General features: G+C 62.8%; 12 protein-coding genes. 2 read left to right on the top strand and 10 right to left on the bottom strand.

The features are described 5' to 3' along the window. Positions 1-224 precede the first annotated feature (224 nt). The 3 genes from C5N93_RS02805 to C5N93_RS02795 form a co-directional block, all read right to left on the bottom strand. Entirely contained in the window at positions 225-6,176 is a 5,952-nt protein-coding gene (locus C5N93_RS02805) for an autotransporter domain-containing protein (protein WP_242558184.1), read from the bottom strand. 611 nt (positions 6,177-6,787) lie between these two features. After that, positions 6,788-7,825, bottom strand: a complete 1,038-nt coding sequence (locus tag C5N93_RS02800; protein WP_242558183.1) for an ABC transporter substrate-binding protein — start codon at positions 7,823-7,825, stop codon at positions 6,788-6,790. 105 nt (positions 7,826-7,930) lie between these two features. Then, positions 7,931-9,262 carry an aromatic ring-hydroxylating dioxygenase subunit alpha gene (locus C5N93_RS02795; RefSeq protein ID WP_242558182.1) on the bottom strand — a complete coding sequence of 444 codons (1,332 nt, stop codon included), beginning with the start codon at positions 9,260-9,262 and terminating at the stop codon, positions 7,931-7,933. 145 nt (positions 9,263-9,407) lie between these two features. Here C5N93_RS02795 and C5N93_RS02790 point away from each other — a divergent pair, with 145 nt between their 5' ends. Beyond that, positions 9,408-10,400 carry an AraC family transcriptional regulator gene (locus C5N93_RS02790; RefSeq protein WP_242558181.1) on the top strand — a complete coding sequence of 331 codons (993 nt, stop codon included), beginning with the start codon at positions 9,408-9,410 and terminating at the stop codon, positions 10,398-10,400. Positions 10,401-10,495: 95 nt separating this feature from the next. Continuing rightward, positions 10,496-11,041, top strand: a complete 546-nt coding sequence (locus C5N93_RS02785; RefSeq protein WP_242558180.1) for a glutathione peroxidase — start codon at positions 10,496-10,498, stop codon at positions 11,039-11,041. A gap of 173 nt (positions 11,042-11,214) precedes the next feature. Here the strand turns inward: C5N93_RS02785 and C5N93_RS02780 are convergent, their stop codons facing one another. The 7 genes from C5N93_RS02780 to C5N93_RS02750 all read right to left on the bottom strand — a co-directional run bounded on the left by C5N93_RS02780 (position 11,215) and on the right by C5N93_RS02750 (position 16,405). After that, positions 11,215-12,186 (bottom strand): VOC family protein, encoded by a 972-nt coding sequence (locus C5N93_RS02780; protein WP_242558179.1) that lies wholly within the window; start codon positions 12,184-12,186, stop codon positions 11,215-11,217. A 34-nt stretch (positions 12,187-12,220) separates the two neighbouring features. Continuing rightward, complete coding sequence (locus C5N93_RS02775) at positions 12,221-13,195, bottom strand: PDR/VanB family oxidoreductase (protein ID WP_242558178.1); 975 nt, start codon at positions 13,193-13,195, stop codon at positions 12,221-12,223. A 45-nt stretch (positions 13,196-13,240) separates the two neighbouring features. Then, positions 13,241-13,687 carry a RidA family protein gene (locus C5N93_RS02770; protein WP_242558177.1) on the bottom strand — a complete coding sequence of 149 codons (447 nt, stop codon included), beginning with the start codon at positions 13,685-13,687 and terminating at the stop codon, positions 13,241-13,243. A 23-nt stretch (positions 13,688-13,710) separates the two neighbouring features. Next, a complete protein-coding gene (locus C5N93_RS02765; RefSeq protein WP_069340663.1) occupies positions 13,711-14,742 on the bottom strand; it encodes an aromatic ring-hydroxylating dioxygenase subunit alpha in 1,032 nt (343 codons plus the stop codon). A 73-nt stretch (positions 14,743-14,815) separates the two neighbouring features. Next, on the bottom strand, positions 14,816-15,034 hold the full coding sequence (locus tag C5N93_RS02760; RefSeq protein ID WP_139133048.1) for a recombinase-like helix-turn-helix domain-containing protein: 219 nt from the start codon (positions 15,032-15,034) through the stop codon (positions 14,816-14,818). After that, on the bottom strand, positions 15,034-15,378 hold the full coding sequence (locus C5N93_RS02755; protein WP_242558176.1) for a hypothetical protein: 345 nt from the start codon (positions 15,376-15,378) through the stop codon (positions 15,034-15,036). The genes C5N93_RS02760 and C5N93_RS02755 overlap by 1 nt, the downstream gene beginning before the upstream one ends. A 13-nt stretch (positions 15,379-15,391) precedes the next feature. Beyond that, a complete protein-coding gene (locus C5N93_RS02750) occupies positions 15,392-16,405 on the bottom strand; it encodes an ABC transporter substrate-binding protein (protein WP_242558175.1) in 1,014 nt (337 codons plus the stop codon). Positions 16,406-16,462: the final 57 nt, after the last annotated feature.

Raw genomic sequence — 16,462 nt, 5'->3', positions numbered from 1 at the left:
AGCGTCTGAGGAACGGTCTGAGAGGCGGTCTGAGAAGCGTCTTGAGCCGGATCGGAGGACGCCGACGAGGGTGCGGGAGCGGAAGACATCGGATAACAACCGGGAGAAAGGCGGGAGTCGGCCAGAAACATCGCAAGGCCGGGGCACTGCGTGATACTTCCACGGCGGTCGCAGCCGTGTCAATGGGCTGCGACCGCCGGGTCTTGCCTGCATGCCTCAGACGATCAGAAGCGCTGCCGCACGCGCACGATACCGGTGTGCGACACGAAGCCCGAGCCTGCTTGCAGATCGTAGCGAATCGACGCGCTCAGGTTGTTCGCGCGCATGAGCGTTACGCCCGCCGACATCTCGGCCAGATCCGACACCGGGGTTGCCCCAACGGTAGTAAAGCCCGTCTGACCGGTCGGATCCGCAGCAAAGCTCGCCCCGGTGGTCTGACGCGTGCGGTTGTACTCGTGCACCCAGCGCAGACCGAATTCCGGCGTCCACGTGCCCGACGACGTCTCGAACGGCAGCGCGATCTTGGCGCCCAACGCACTGCGTACCGAGCTGCTGCCCGCGCTACCCACCGACAACGCCGTGCCGTTACCGCCCGTTTCCGTGTAGCTGTTCTGGTTCAGATAGCTATACGTGATGCTGGCGAGCGGCGTGACGATGGCACGACCCAGTGCCAACGGCCAACCGAATTCGGCGCTCGTCGCGTATTGCTGGCCGTCGAAATTGCCGTTGGCCATGCCGTTGAAGCCTTGCATCGACACGAAGCGCTTCGAATCGTAACGCTGCAACACGACCGAACCCGTCAGGTTCACGTACCACGGCTCGCCGGTGTAAGCGGCATAGCCGATCAGACCATAGCCGTTCACGCTGGTGGAATTGCCCGCCGTGCTGCCATCGTTGTTGATGACCGTGCGTGAAAACTGGAAGGCCCCCCCGGCACGCACGTGGTCGCCGAACGCGCGGTCTGCACCGACGAGCAACCCGCCGTAATTCGCGCTGTAGCCATCCACACCATCACGTGCCGACTGGCTCGCATGACCGCCGAAGGCTTGCCCCCACACGCCCCAGTTGGCTGCGGCATCGCCGGTAGCGACACCGGTACCGCCCGCTTGCGCTACACGCAGGCCATTGACGTGCGAGTTCACGACACCCATCGAGTCGAACGTCGCCGCACCGGCTGCACGCGTATTCTGCGCAGGCGCGAGTTGCTTGCCGACCCGGTTTGCCGAATCGCTGGAGCGATCGCTCAGCGAGCCGAGCGTCGCGTTGAACAGGTTGAGCAGTTGTGGATCGCTCACGCCGGTATATCCCAGCAAGCCTCGCAAGGCCGACACGGCGTTCGGCGTCGACGCGATCGTCGAATTGGTGCGCGGATCGAATGCCGGCAGGCCAGTGTTGTTGTTGCCGTTGCCCGCCTCGGGGTTCGACCCCGTGCCGCTGCCCCCGCCAACGCCCGAACCCGCGCCATTGTTGATACCGCCATTGCCAGCGCCGTTATTCGCCCCGGTACCGTTGGCGAGCGTCACCACCAGGTTCTTGTGGCTGCCGTTGGCGACTTCGGCGCCGCTGGCATCGAGTGTCGTCGAACCATTGACGCGATATACCAGCGAGCCGGCGTTGTAGTTGGCCGTGCCTGCGGTGTCGATCACCACGTAGCGCTGACCTGCCGCGAAGTTGTAGCCCAGCGATTGCAGCGCCACGCTCGATCCGGCGGCAAGCGTCGTGTTTCCGCTCACCACCAGACGCCCGTAACCACTGTCGGTCGTGGCATCGCCGGTCGTGACGGCATTGCTTGCCACGCCGATTTGCAGCGTTGCGCCGGCAGACTGCGCGTAGTTGCCCGAGACCTGAATCGCCTTGTTGATCTGAAGCACCGAGGCGTCGTTGTAAGCGGTGCGCGTGCCCGCCAGATCGAAGTTATTGCCGACAACGAGATTACCGCCGTTAAAGCGCACATCTGCATTGGTGCTCACGATCGTGCCGCCATACGTCGGACCGAAGCTCGTGATCGTGCCGAACGTGCCGTCGGTCGCACCGGCGATGCGCAGATCGTTCGGCGAACGGTTGATGATCCAGCCTGCGATCGTGCCGGCGTTGTTGATCTGCCCGATCGAGGACGTCGCGCTTTGATTCGAGATAGCACCGCCCAATCCCGTAATCACACCACCGGCGAGGTTGTTGATGGTGCCGATCGCGTTGGCGTTGTAGATACCGTAATAGCCTGCCGTGAGCGTACCGGCGTTGTTGATCGTGCCAATCGTGCCGCCGTAGGACGTTCCATTGACCGTCGTCCAGTCGTTGACGATACCCGACGAGTAGGAAGTGTCAGTGGCAGTGATGCGTCCGCCCACCAGGTTGTTGATCGTACCGATCGTGCCGCCGTAGTTGCTCAGCCCGGAGAAACTGCCCACCACGGTGCCGCTGTTGGTCAGCGTATCGAGCGTGGAGCGCGACGTGACGTTGCCCGACGGCGTAAGCATGACGCCGGTGTAGCCCGTGATTCGGCCACTGTTATTGACCGAACCGATCTGGCCGGTGCTCCACAGACCCACGCCCGTCGAAATCGTCGAAGTGGACGTGATGGTGCCGGTATTGACCAGCGTCGTCAGCACGCCGGTGTTCGCAACACCAAGCCGGCCGCCAGTGATCTGCCCGCTGTTTTCGAGACGCGTCAGCGTCGCCACGCTGTTTACCCCGGCCATGTTCTCGGAGAGCAGCGTGTTGTTGTTGACGAGCGTGCCGATCACGCCACCGTTGTAGATCGCCGAATCGGTCGTCCCCGTCGCATGGATCAGACCGTTGTTCGTGACACGGTCGATGCTGCCGCCGCTGCCGCCCACCGACAGCGCCGACGTTCCGGTCAGCGTGCCATTGTTCGTCAGCGTGCCGAGCGAGCCGTTGATCGAGCCGAAGGTCGTGCCGGTGATCGTCAGGTTCGCACCGTCGTACGCCCAGTCAGGTGCAACGCCCGTGGCGACACCCGGTGTGAGCGCCGTCGTGCCGCCGATGGTGCCGATGTTGGGCAGCGCAAAGATCGTCACGACCAGATCGTTGTTGCTGCCATTACCGACCTTGGCGCCGCTCGCGGCAAGCGCGGGATAGCCGTTCACGCTGTAGCGCAGCGTTCCCTCGTTGTAGATCGCCGAACCTGCCGTATCGATCACGACATAGCGTTGGCCTGCCGCAAAGTTGTAGCCCAGCGATTGCAGCGCGATGGACGAGCCCGGCGCAATGTAAGTGTTGCCCGAGACGAGCAGACGCCCATAACCGACATCGGTCGCGAAATTGCCCGTCGCGAGCGCACCGTTGGCGACACCGATCTGCAAGGTGCCGTCGGCCCCCTGCGAATAGTTGCCGTTGACGTTCAACACCTTGTTGATCTGAAGCACCGACGAATCGTTGTACGCCGTGCGGGTGCCGGCGAGATCGAAGTGATCGTCAACGACCAGCTTGCCGCCATTGAAATGCACATCGGCGTTCGTGCTGACGATGGTGCTGGGGTACGTCGGACCGAAACCGGTCAGCGTACCGAACGAACCGTCGGTCGCACCACTGATGTACAGCGTGTTCGGCGAACGGTTGATGATCCAGCCGGCAATCGTGCCCGCGTTGTTGATCTGACCGATCGACGACGTCGGCGACTGATTCGAAATCGCGCCACCCAGCCCCTTGATCAGGCCACCGGCGAGGTTGTCGATCGTGCCGATGGCGGCGTCGTTGTAGATGCCGTAGTAGCCGCCCGATATGATGCCCGCGTTCTTGATCTGGCCGATCGATCCGCCAGCCGTATTGGTCACCGCAGCGATGTCCGCCGTAGTGCCCCCAGTGGCGAGAATCTGTCCGCCCGACTGGTTGTCGAGCAGACCGAGGTAGCTGGCACTGTTCACGACCCCCTTGTTGGTGCCGGTAATGGTGCCGCTATTCGTCAGCGTCCCCATCGACGGGTTCGCCAAACCGGTCTTGGTGGAGATGACACCGTAATAGCCCGAGATCAGTCCCGTACTGGTGTTCGTCAACGCGCCGAATTGCGCGGAGTTGAGCACACCGTAGCCATTAGCGGCCTGAATCGTGCCCGAATTGAGCGCCGACGTGAGTACATTGCTGTTGTTCAGACCTTGCGATGCCCCCGTGATCGTGCCGGAATTCTCGAAGCGCGTGAGCGTGCCGCCGTTGTTGACACCGCCGAACACCGCCGTCGACACCGATCCACGGTTGACCAGCGTCCCGATCGTGCCACCGTTATAGAGACCTGAGCTACCCGAGCCGGTCGCGGCAATCACGCCGTTGTTCTCAAGAAGTCCGATATTGGCCGCCGTCGACGTCGACAATGCGTAAGCGCCGGTCAGCGTGCCAGAGTTCGTCAGCGTGCCCATGCCGCCGGTGATCGTGGCGAACGAGGTACCGGTAACGGACAGGTTCGCGCCGTCGTAGCTCCAGTCCGGCAGCGATGCCGAAGGCGTACCCGCCACGAGCGCCGTCGTGGCCCCCATGGCGCCGACATACGGCGCCGTGACCGTGACGACGAGATCCTGATGTCCGCCGCTGAAGACGTTCGCTCCCGTGCCCGACAGATGAGGCGCGCCGTTGACAACGTAACGCAACGTCCCTTCGTTGTAGGTGGCGCTGCCCGTCGTATCGATCACGACGAAACGCTGGCCTGCGGCGAAGCTGTATCCCAGCGATTGCAAGGCGATGGTCGAACCCGAGGCAAGGCTGGTGTTGCCCGAGACCAGCAGACGGCCGTAACCGGTATCGAGTCCGATATTGCCCGTCGTCACCGCGCCGGTGCCGACGCCGATCTGCAACGTGCCGTTAGCGCCCTGCGAGTAGTTGCCGGTGACGAAGATCGGCTGGTTGACCTGCAACACGGACGTGTCGTTGAACGCCGTGCGGGCATTGAGGAGGTCGATGTTATCGTTGAGCAGCAGGTTGCCGCCGTTGAAATGCACATCGGCGAACGAGCTCGCCAGCGTCCCCATCGAACCGCCGTAGCCCGTCAGCGTACCGAACGACGCGCCCGACGCGCCGGCGATGGACAATGCCTGAGACCCGCCGTACAGGACGTTCCCGACAATGGTGCCGGCGTTATTGATCTGCCCCACCGAAGCGTCCGAAGACGGATTGGTGATCGCAGCGGACGACCCGGTAATCACCCCGCTCGCGAGGTTGTTGATCGTACCGATCGAATCGACGTTATAGATGCCATAGACGGCGCCGGAGATCGTACCGGCGTTGTTGATCGTGCCGATCGCACCGTGCACCTGCGCCGAACTGATGGTGGCACTTCGGTTAGCGATGCCCACACCAATCGTGCCGTTCGTGCCCGTAATCAGTCCACCGCTACGGTTTTCCACGGTCGTAATCGACGTGCCACTGTTGGAAATACCCGTTTCCGTTCCGACAATGGTGCCGCTGTTGATCAGCGAACCAAGTTGCGGATTCGGCAAACCGGTATTGACCGCCGCGATGCCGAAAATGCCCGAGATACGTCCACTGTTGTTGAGTTCGCCGAACTGCGACGTATTCAACACGCCATATCCGGCGGTCGCAGCAATTGATCCGGTATTGACCGCGGACGTCAACGTGCCGCTGTTGTTCAGGCCTTGCAGGAACCCGGTGATCGTGCCGCTATTCTCGAACTGGGAAATCAAGCCGCCATTGCCGATACCGCCAAACGTGCCCGTCGTCACCGATCCGCGATTGACGAAGGTGCCGATCGTGCCGCTGTTGTACGACCCGGAGCTGCTACCGGTCACGTTGATCGAGCCATCGTTCTCGACACGTGACACATTCGCTGCCGCAGAGAACGACAGGGCATACGTACCCGTCAGCGTACCCGCGTTCGAAATCGTGCCGAGGCTTCCCGTGATCGTGGCAAACGTCGAGCCGGAAATCGTCAGGTTCGTACCGTCGAACGCCCATGCGGGTGAGGTGAACTGATCCGGTTGCCCGCCGAACAGCGTCGTCAGGCCATCCATCGTGGCGACGGGGTTCACCGGTACGGCGAACGCCATACCCGAACTCATCGAAGCCACGGCCACTGCCGCCACAGCGGCTGCCTTGCGTGCCCGACGGCGATCGACCGAGCGCGACTTCCCACCATGGCCGCTGGCGACTTCCGAGGCCACCTGATACATGCCCAGACCGGCGCTCCACACCACGCGATAAATGTGATTCATTTGATTTCCCAGGGTCTTTGTTTTTATTGATGCACGAGTATCTGAATTCGGAACGACTTGTGCGGCTTTCCGGGAACGGCCAACGATCAGCACGATGCGCGCAGGCAAACGCAAACACTCCGCCGCATGAGCGAAGGGCATCGATGTCTGTCGGACTAACTTCGGTGAATTGCCGAAGACGGCGGAAAAGCGGAAAGCGCGGTAAGGAGCGCTATGGCCCTATTTCGCTAACAGCGGGGACAGGCTTCGCGAAAGATCGAAACGTTGGCACGGCCTGTGCGTGACACAGGCGTATCGATTTGGCGAGAAGCGATACGAAACATTCGGACTACCCCGTTATTATTGGCGAACGCGTTGCGTGTGTTATTTCTGGTAATTTTCTTTATCGCCCGAATCCTTTCACATGCTTACCCGACTGTCAATCACCAAACCGAATAACATTTTAAATATATGATTTTATTAGCATTCATAGAGATATAGAAAACAACATCACCGACTGAAAAATCATCCAAAGATCATTACAAGCCAATAATAAAAGGCAGCCCACTCTCATGGCGCCGCCTTTTATTTGTGCACAATGGTTTGTATGCCTAGAAAAGCTTACAAGTGCCTTACTTGCTCCCCGGAATAAACTGATTCGTGTAAAGCGACTCCACCGGTTGTGCTAAACGCACCACCTTCTTGTCGACGTACGAGTTCTGCACGTGAGCCACGATGACCGGGTCGAACTCCCCCGGAGGCAGGCGGCTCGGGAAAACATACTTCGCGTAGTAAGTCAGCACCTTCGTCACGAAATCCAGCTTGTCGGCATAGGTCGGCACTGCCGCCACATAGGCTTTCGACGCTGCCACCGGGTCGGCCTCGATCTCACTCATCGCCCTCATCGTCGCCTTCACGAACCTCGCAATGGTCTCGGGATCGGACGCGATCTTCTTGTCTGACGCGATGATCGCCTGCCCCATGCCCGGCGTCAGTTGATCCGTCGGCCGGTAATGCACCTTGACGCCGGTCTCCTCGACACGAGCCCCCCACTCCGGCGTGCCGACCAACCCGTCCGAGCGACCGTTGGCGACGTCCTGCCAGACGCCATTCGGCCCGCCCGCGTATATCGTCACGTCGCTCTTGCTCAATTTGCCTGCGGCCAGAATGCCCAGCGTGACGTAATACGACGTGTCTTCGTACGACATGACCGACAACGTCTTGCCCTTCAGGTCGCTGGCCTGCGCGATGTTGCGATCCGCCCGCGTGATGAACTGATGCAGCGGGTGACCACCGAGCAACGCCACACCTTTGACGGGAATCCCGTTGTTACGCAATACGATCGCCGTGTCACCAAGCGCGTCGCCGATATCGCCATTGCCCGCCGCCAACTGCTTGCCGACCGCAGCGCCGCCGTGCACGGTGATCCATCGGATCTTCAGCCCCTCCTGCGCGTAATAGCCCTTGCTCTGCGCGAGCATGAACGGCGCGAACGCCAGCTCGCCCGGCGGCGCCGCGAGCAGGAACGTCACCTCCTTGAGCGGCGGCGTGCCCTGTGCCTGAGCCGACCACGCCGTTGCTCCCAGAACGCCCGCAACCCACATACCACGTAGCACCCGCCAGCCCCTCGCCATCGAGCCGAACCCGCTCAGTTTTGTCTTTACGTTCACCTTGTCCTCGCGTTCTTGAAGTTATGTTTCGGATGAACCACACCCAACGATCACAAACGGTCACATCTGGATCGCACCCCGATCCCATCGATCGCTACGTGTCCGCTACGCCTTGCCTGCTTTATCTGCTTCGTCGCCTTGCGCTTCGCCTGCACCGTGCACCGTGAAGAACTTCGCGCCGCGCATCTTCTGCCCCACCGCCTGTTCGTACGCTTCGCGCACGTCGTCCGGCTGCCCGGCCTGCCCGAAAAAGTCATGCAGATAGGGGCCGAGCAACGGATGCGCCGACAGTGCCTCGCGCGTGAGCCCCGTCAACATCTCCTCCCGACAGGCTGACGGCAAGAACACGCGCGCGTTCTTCGCGGGATCGGTAATCAGGCCTTTGGGCGCAGCACCACCGGCCACGGCCTCAAGCTCCTCGAAGAACTTGCGGCGCATCATCACGATGCCGCGATCGCTTGCCCCCAACGTTTCCTTCGAGCGATCGGTAATGCGCCCCTGTCCGACCCACGCAGCGAAATCCTGATTCGCCACGTGCGACGTGATCCAGTCGCCGTTCTCGTCGTACAGCGGTCCGTACCACGTCGGAATGCGTGTCTGGACATAAGGCTCCTGTTCCTTCGGCACGCGATTGAAGACCCAGAACACCGACAGCGTGTTTTCGTCGTCGATGGGCACACGCCACTCGAAGTGATGCCCGAGATAGAACCCGTTCGGCCACAACGTCACGCGTCCCACCGTCCACATGACGTTCTCCTCGCTCTCCGCCGCGCGCAAACGTTTGTAGACGAAGCCATGCTCGAACTCTTCGTAAGCGGCTTTCAAGTGCGTGGGCACGTAGGCGGCGCCGGCGTCCTGCTGACGCGCCGTCCAGTTGTTATGCGTCCATTCGAAATGCACGGGATCGATGGAGTTTTCCTGGCACTGGAACCAGTTGCAGGGAATCTCGGCCATGACCACCTGCGCGAAGCCGTGCTCGTAACTGAACGGCTCCCAATCGGGCAATTCCGGCGCGGGCAGCGGCCCCATGTACGCCCACAGCAATCCGGCTTTGGCGCGAACCTCGTAAGCGGTGATGCGCGTCTTCTGACGCAGCCGCGCCGTGGGATCGACGATCTCCTCGAACGGCTGATGCGTGCACGCGCCGTCACGACCGAACTCCCAGCCGTGATACGCGCAGCGCAATCCGCATTGCTCGACGATGCCGAACGCGAGATCCGCATTGCGATGCGGACAGCGTCGCTGCACCAGCCCGTAGTTGCCGGACAGATCCTTGTAAAGCACGAGGTCTTCGCCGAACAACCGGATCGGACGAACGGATTTTTCGTCGAATTCCGACACACCGGCGATGGGATGCCAATAGCGCCGGAGGTAGTCGCCCATGGCGGTGCCCGGACCGACTTCGGTGAGGCGTTTGTTCTTTTCTTGGCTAAGCATGATGGCGTCTCGAATGACAGGGGGATGGCAGGGAGATGCGACGATTTTTGATCGCAAGACGCGCGCAAGGAACTACCGCAAAATTCAATTGAGTTGCCGTTCGTCTCAACCGCACGGCCGCCTCACAAAAATAATGCGAGACGTCATGGATCAACTGAGCGAAGTTCTGGCGGATGTGCACGCCGCCGCCGTCGTTACCGGTCACTTCACACTGCACGCGCCGTGGGCGTTCGATAAGGAGGCCGTGCAGGGCATCCCCTTCCGGATCTGCCGTGGGGCGTCGTGCTGGCTTCATGTCGAAGGGGAAGACCCCGTGTATATCCGGGAGGGCGACGTCGTGTTGTTGCCGCACGGCAGCGCGCATCGCATGTCGAGCACGCCGGACGTACCCGCCGTCCCGTTCAACGACCTGCTCGCCGAGCGCGGCATTACGCCACGCTCCGACACGCCGCTGGCGATGGTCGTCGGTGCCGACGGCCCGCTGTGTGAATTGCATACCGCCATCGTGGGATTCGCCTCCGCGCACCGGCATCCGATCTTCGCGATCCTCCCGCCCATCATTCACATCCGCCATGACGACCCCGCAGTCGCCCCATGGCTCAAAGCGACGTTACAGACCTTCATCGAGGAGTCGATGGCATGCAAGCCCGGCTGGATGATTGCGGCCGCGCGTCTGTCCGACGTGCTGTGTGTCCAGATGGTGCGCGCGCACGTGTTGCAGAACGAACGCGTGGGCGCCCACTGGCTCAAGGGATTGCTCGACAAGCAGGTAGGACGTGCAGTGCTCGCCATTCATCGCGAACCCGCTGCCCCTTGGGATGTGCGTCAACTGGCGGAGCTGGCGGGCATGTCGCGTTCGCGTTTCGTCGCACGCTTCACGACGCTGGTCGGTAGCGCGCCGATGGCGCATCTGACGGGCGTGCGCATGCATCTCGCAGCCGAGGCGCTGGCGACGCGCACGCTGCGCGTGGCGGAAGTCGCTGACAAGGTCGGCTATACCTCGGAGAAGGCGTTCTCGCGGGCGTTCAAGCGCTGGGCGGGCGACACGCCACGCGCCTTCGGGCGGCGCACACGCGATCTGCTCGATGCGGGCGCACCCGACGTGCCGGATATGACAGGCACCGCAAACATGCACTAGCGCCGAGCGACGCTCAGCACGTCCGGCGGGCTTACGCTACACTCGCCGGACCCGCTGTGGTCACTTGCTGCCCCTCTCCATCGACAGGAATTTTCATGAGCACGAACATCGAAACCATCGCCGTCAACCGTAACGACGGCTCGTCCGCCACGCTGGCCGATTACGCAGGCAAAGTGCGTCTGGTCGTGAACGTCGCATCGAAGTGCGGCCTGACGCCGCAATACGAAGGACTTGAGCGCCTTTACGAAGACAAGCGCGCTGCCGGTCTGGAAGTGCTGGCGTTCCCCGCCAACAACTTCAAGGGTCAGGAGCCGGGTACCGACGCCGAGATCCTGGAGTTCTGCACCACGCAATACAACGTCACCTTCCCGCTGTTCGCCAAGCTCTCGGCGCTGGGCGACGACCGTCACCCGCTTTATACGGCACTCGTCGACGCGCAACCTGAAGCCATCGGCGAAGGCCCGTTCCGCGAGCGTCTGAAGGGATTTGGCGTCGAGCGCGAGAACCGCGCCGACGTGCTGTGGAACTTCGAGAAGTTCCTGGTCGGCCGCAACGGTCAGGTCGTGGCCCGTTTCTCGCCGGACGTGAAGGCCGACGATCCGCGTCTGGTCTCCGCCATCGACGCAGAACTGGCCAAGTAAGTTGCCTCATGGGGGCTGCTGCCCCCAATGTCTGCGCGCCGACGACACGGTCGCCGGCGCGTGACGCACGGCCAGCACGACCGCCCCATCACACGCCGGTCCCCGCTTCTCGCGACAACTCGCGAAGGCAGACGCGCCGTCCCCCAGGTCCGACGCGTCTACGATTTACCGACTCAGCGCTTGGCCGTGTCGGTCATGAACTTGCCGGTCGGCGCTTCGCCACCCTTCTTCTGGCGACGCGTATTGCCATCCAGCCCGCCATCCACGGCCCACTCCGCGAACACCGTCGGTCCCGGCTCGAAGTCGCGCGGCTGCCATTCCGGCGTGAGAATATCCTCGTCCGCGTAGTACTCGATAAGTGCACCGCATGGGTTCTTGAAGTACCAGAAATACGCCGACGAAATCGGGTGACGGCCCGGTCCCAACTGGGTTTCCCAGCCGCAACGGTCGATGTGCATGCCGCCGCCGAACACTTCGTGGATATCGCGCACGGTGAACGCCACGTGATTCAGGCCGCGTTTGCCGTTGGGTAGCGCCAGCAGGAACAGATCGTGGTGGCCGCCATGCGGCGCGCACCGCATGAAGGCGCCGCGATCCGGATAGCGATCGGACAACTCGAAGCCGAGCTTGTCTTCGTAGAACGCCTGCGTCGCCGCCAGCGCATTCGTGAAGAACACCACGTGACCGACTTCGATCGGTTGCGCACGCTCATACACCGGACTCGGCGTATTTACGCGTTGTGCCGGCAGTCCCCACGGATTGGTCGGCGCGCCCTGCACGTCGAGCGCTCGCTTGGTCGTCACCGTCACTCGCACGGCCAGCCCGTTCGGGTCGATACAACCCGTCGCACCATCCTTGAAGAAGTAACCCGGCTGGTCGGCGAGACGGTCGGCAACGGCGGCGACTTCCTCAGCCGTCGTCACGCCCCACGTCACCTCGCGCAGCGTGGGGCCGTCTTCCATGGCGCGCGGCAACGACGGATCGTCGTGGCGCACCGCCAGCACGCGGCAGCCGTTGAGCGTTTCGAAGTGCGCACCATTGGCGTCGGCCGCCACTTCGGTCAGGCCCCAGTCGGCGAGAAACCGGCGGCAAGTGTCGAGGTCGGTGACCCCGTAGGTAATTTGTTCGATGCCAAGAATCGTCATGACAGTCTCGTAAAAAAGGTCTGGGTCAGGAGATTCACAGATCCAGCGTCAGACGGTCGCCCTTGCAACCGGACACGCAGATCATCATGACCTTGTTCGACGCGCGCTCCGATGCACTGAGCACCGAGTCGCGATGATCGGGACATCCGTCGAGCACGCGCGTCTCGCACGCGCCGCACACGCCTTCCATGCAGCTATGTTCGGCGTCGATACCGGCAGCAAGCAAGGTGTCGAGCAGCGTCGCACCGGCCGGCACCGCGATGTCCTTGCCGGACTTCGCGAGGGTGACGACATAGCCCTCGGACGTTGCCGGCGGCGGCGCGTCCGGCGCGGCGGCGAAGCGCTCGATGTGTACGTTGGCGATACCCGTCTCTGCACACGCTGCTTCGAAGGCATCGAGCATCACACCGGGTCCGCAGCAGTACGCATGCGTGCCTGCCGGTTGGTCCGCCAGAAATGCCGCGAGCGACGCGGGCTTGCCGTCGTGCTGCTCGTCGAAGTGGTACGTCACATCGCCGCCCAGCGCGTTCAATTCATCGACGAAGGCCGCTTGCGACGCCGTGCGCGCGCAGTACAGCAACTTGACGTTGCGCCCCAGCGCGCGCAGACGGCGATACATGCACAGGATCGGGGTGACGCCGATGCCGCCCGCCACCAGCACCGTGTGCTCAGCGCTCTCAACGAGTTCGAAGTGATTGCGCGGTTCGGAAATCTCCAGCGTCATGCCGACGCGGAAGTTATCGTGGATGAAACGCGAGCCGCCCCGGCTCTTCGGGTCGGCCAGAATGCCGAGCACGTAGCGGTTGGTCTCACCGGGCGCGTTCACGAGCGAGTAGCTGCGCACCAGCCCGCTCGGCAAATGCAGATCGATGTGCGCCCCCGGCGTGAAGGCTGGGAAGGCCGGGAGGGCCATGGCGCGGCCCGCCACAGGCACGAGTTCGATGCTCATGATGCCTGCCGCCTCGAAGCGAAGCGTGCGCACCATTGCCGACAGGTTTGACTTGCTCATAACACCGCTCTCTGATGTTGCTGCTCTTCTTGATGGCCGCGCGGGTCAGCCCGCCACGGACAAATCGATGTCGAGACGCGCGAACGCCTCGATCTCCACACGCAATTCCGGAAACACCAGCGCGCTGACGGCCACCAGCGTCGAGCACGGATACGCACCGCCGTTGTCCGCCACATCCGCAAAGAACTCGCGACGGGCGCGCCCGACCTCATCCTTGTCCGCGATGTCGGTCACGTACACCACGAGCTTGTAGATGTTCGCGTGACGACCGCCGCCCGCCTCAACCAGCGCGCGAATCTTGCCGAGCACGACGAGCGTCTGCTCGTAAGTCGAGAGCGGCGCTTTCGCATCGCGCGTGGCCGGATGCGCCGTCATGCCCGACAGGAGAATCTCGTTGCCGAAGCGAATGCCGTTGCTCCACGTCGCCGTGCCCAGGTCGGGCACGGCTTGCGCGCGGATGCGCTCGGCCTTGAGAGGTGGATCGATCTGCATGCTTATCGTGCGCTCCGTACCCGTTATGCCTTGCCTTGCTGGAGACGTTCGAGTTCCGCCTTCGCCAGATTCTTCAGGTGGCGACGCAGACGCACGATGCCCATGTCGTGCTGGTACAGATGTTCGTTCTGGTTGGCGTCCGGCTCCATGTCTTCGAGCATCACACGGTCCTGCTCCAGCACGGCCCAGTGACGCGCTTCCAGACGGTTGCGATACAGGAAGCGCCACGTGTCGCGCTGCCAGCCGTCGAGCTTGCGGCAACGCCAGTGGAACACGGCGGCGAGCGTCGGCGAAATCGGCGTGTAGCTGCCCACGATCACGAAGTTGCCACCGGGGCCGCCCGTCTTCGGATACGGAATTTCAAGACGCATCCAGTGCGTGCCGGTGTCCGCCCATTCGGTCCAGTCGAAGTTCACGTCGCGCTGGCCTTCCTTCTCGAACACGAAGCCACGATCGGTGTCGCGAATGCGGAACGCCGCCGAGTTGTCGCCCTCGGCCATCGAGTGCGACTGCTTGTGCAGATACGTGCCGTGCATCGGGTCCATCACGTTATCGAGCACGTAACGGTAGTCGCCCTTCCATTCCGTGTAGCAAAGGAACGAGGAAAATTCACCGTCGGCGTCGAGTTCTTCGGGCAGCACGAGCGGGGGCGGCGTGTCGATGTTCTCGGTGGCGTTGTAGAGCCAGACGGCATCGTTACGCTCGACGATGTGGTACGCCTGCGTCGGGCGCGAGCCTTCGAGCTTGCAGCCCGGGCTGCCCGGCACACGCATGACGGTGCCGTCGCAGCGCACCTGCACGCCGTGATAGCCGCACGCGATGCGGTCGCCCATCACGATGCCCTTCGACAGCGGGGCGCCACGGTGCGGGCAGTGATCGTCGAGCGCATGCACCTGATTGTCCTGATCGCGCCAGAACACGAGCTTCTTGCCGAGGCGGCGCAGCGAGACCGGCTCGCGGCCGATCATGCCCGACGGGCAGATCGGGTACCAGAGGTTTTTCAGGCCGCGCTCCAGAATGGCGTCGGCGGTAAGAATGGGCTGTTGCGTAGTCATGGGGGACGTCTCCATCGCGCGCATCGCCCGCCAACGCCTGCGCGGCGGGCGACGATCGCGCTGTCTGATGTATTTACTCTTCGGCCAGTCGGGCGATCTGCGCTTTGTAGACGTCTTCCGTCCACACGTCGCCGTCCTGCGGGCCGGGGCCGGTGCGATTCAGATAGGCGACGAGGCCTGCGAGATCGTGCGTGCCGGCGGCGTAGGCGCGCTCGATGGCGTCGCCCAGCAGGCTTTCATACTGCGTCGGCACGTGGCGACGCGCCTGGTGCGGTTCGAGATAACGGTCCATCATTTCCCTCCATTGCGAACCCGTTCGCGAATGCGCGCGTGCACGGGTACAAAGTCGTAAGTCGGATAGCATTCGGTGCGGAACACGCCCCACGCCGAGCGCTCCAGCTCGACGTTTACCGCGGGCAGCAAGTGCGGCGGCAATTCCAGCGTGACGATCTGGCCGAAACCCATCGCCACCGTCCAGGACACCACCTTCACGCCGGCGGGCGGAAAGCGTTCCCACCATTCGGCCGCCTTCAGGCGCTCCTGAAAATCGTCGAGATTGTTCGACTGATCGTGACGCAGGAACACCGTCAGCAACATCATTTCGGATTGGGCAGCAGCCGGTGCGGTATCACTCATCGCTGGCCTCGCCTTACTGCACGAACTGGTTGGTGAACAGATCGTCCACCTTCGACTTCTCGCGAATGACCTTCTCCTGCGCGTAGAAGTCTTGCAGCTTCGTCACACGTGCCGGGTCGAATGCCCCCAGACGCTGTTGCCCCGGGTACACATTGCGGGCGTAGTACGTGAGGATCTTCTCGATCTCGGCTTCCTTGCCCTTGTAGCCAGGCACCGTGGCGCAGTATTCCTTCGCGGCGCCCGCCGGATCACGCATGATTTCGGCGACCGACTTGACCGTCGCGCGCACGAACTTGCGGATCATCTCCGGCTTCTCGGCAATGGTCTTGTCCGAGGCCAGAATCGCCTGCGCCATGCCCGGGAAGTACTTGTCGGTCGACGTCATGGTGACCTTCACGCCAGCGTCTTCGATGTTCTGCGCCCACTCCGGCGTGCCGACCATGACTTCGGCCTTGCCGGTGGCGACCTGCTGCCACACGCCGGCGGGACCGGCGCCCTGAATGCGGGCGTCGTTACGCGTGAGACCGGCGGACGCGAGCAGACCCAGCGTGGCGTAGAAGCCCGTGTCCTGATAAGCCAGCACAGTGATGGTCTTGCCCTTCAGGTCGGCGGGCGACTTGATGTTCGCGTCGTCGCGCACGACCAGCTGGTGCAGCGTGCGACCGCCGAGCAGCGCCACGCCCTTGATCGGAATGCCGTTCGGACGCAGCACGATCGGCGTGTCACCCAGACCGCCGCCCAGATCGCCGTTACCCGAGGCGAGCTGCTTGCCGACGTCGGCACCGCCCTGCACCGTCAACCAGCGAACCGACAGACCTTCGGCGGCGTAGTAGCCCTTCTTCTCGGCCAGCATCAGCGGCGCGAACGCCGGCAGGTTCGCCGGTGCCGGGAGCAGATAGGTGATCTGCTGGGGCGCCGGCTGCTGGGCCATGACCGGTGCGGCCACGCCCGCGAGTCCGGCCACGGCGCACAGGCCTGCCGTCAGGAAGGCGCGACGCGCCAACGATGCACGGAAAATCGACAACATATCTTTGCCTCGCTCAAGTTTCGGATGACCGCGATGCCCCGTGCATCGCGGCTTGCC

Source organism: Pandoraea sp. LA3 (genome assembly GCF_022696215.1).
GTDB lineage: Bacteria > Pseudomonadota > Gammaproteobacteria > Burkholderiales > Burkholderiaceae > Pandoraea > Pandoraea capi.
The sequence above is the reverse complement of the archived record's forward strand: the minus strand, read 5'-3'. Positions and strand labels throughout refer to the sequence as shown.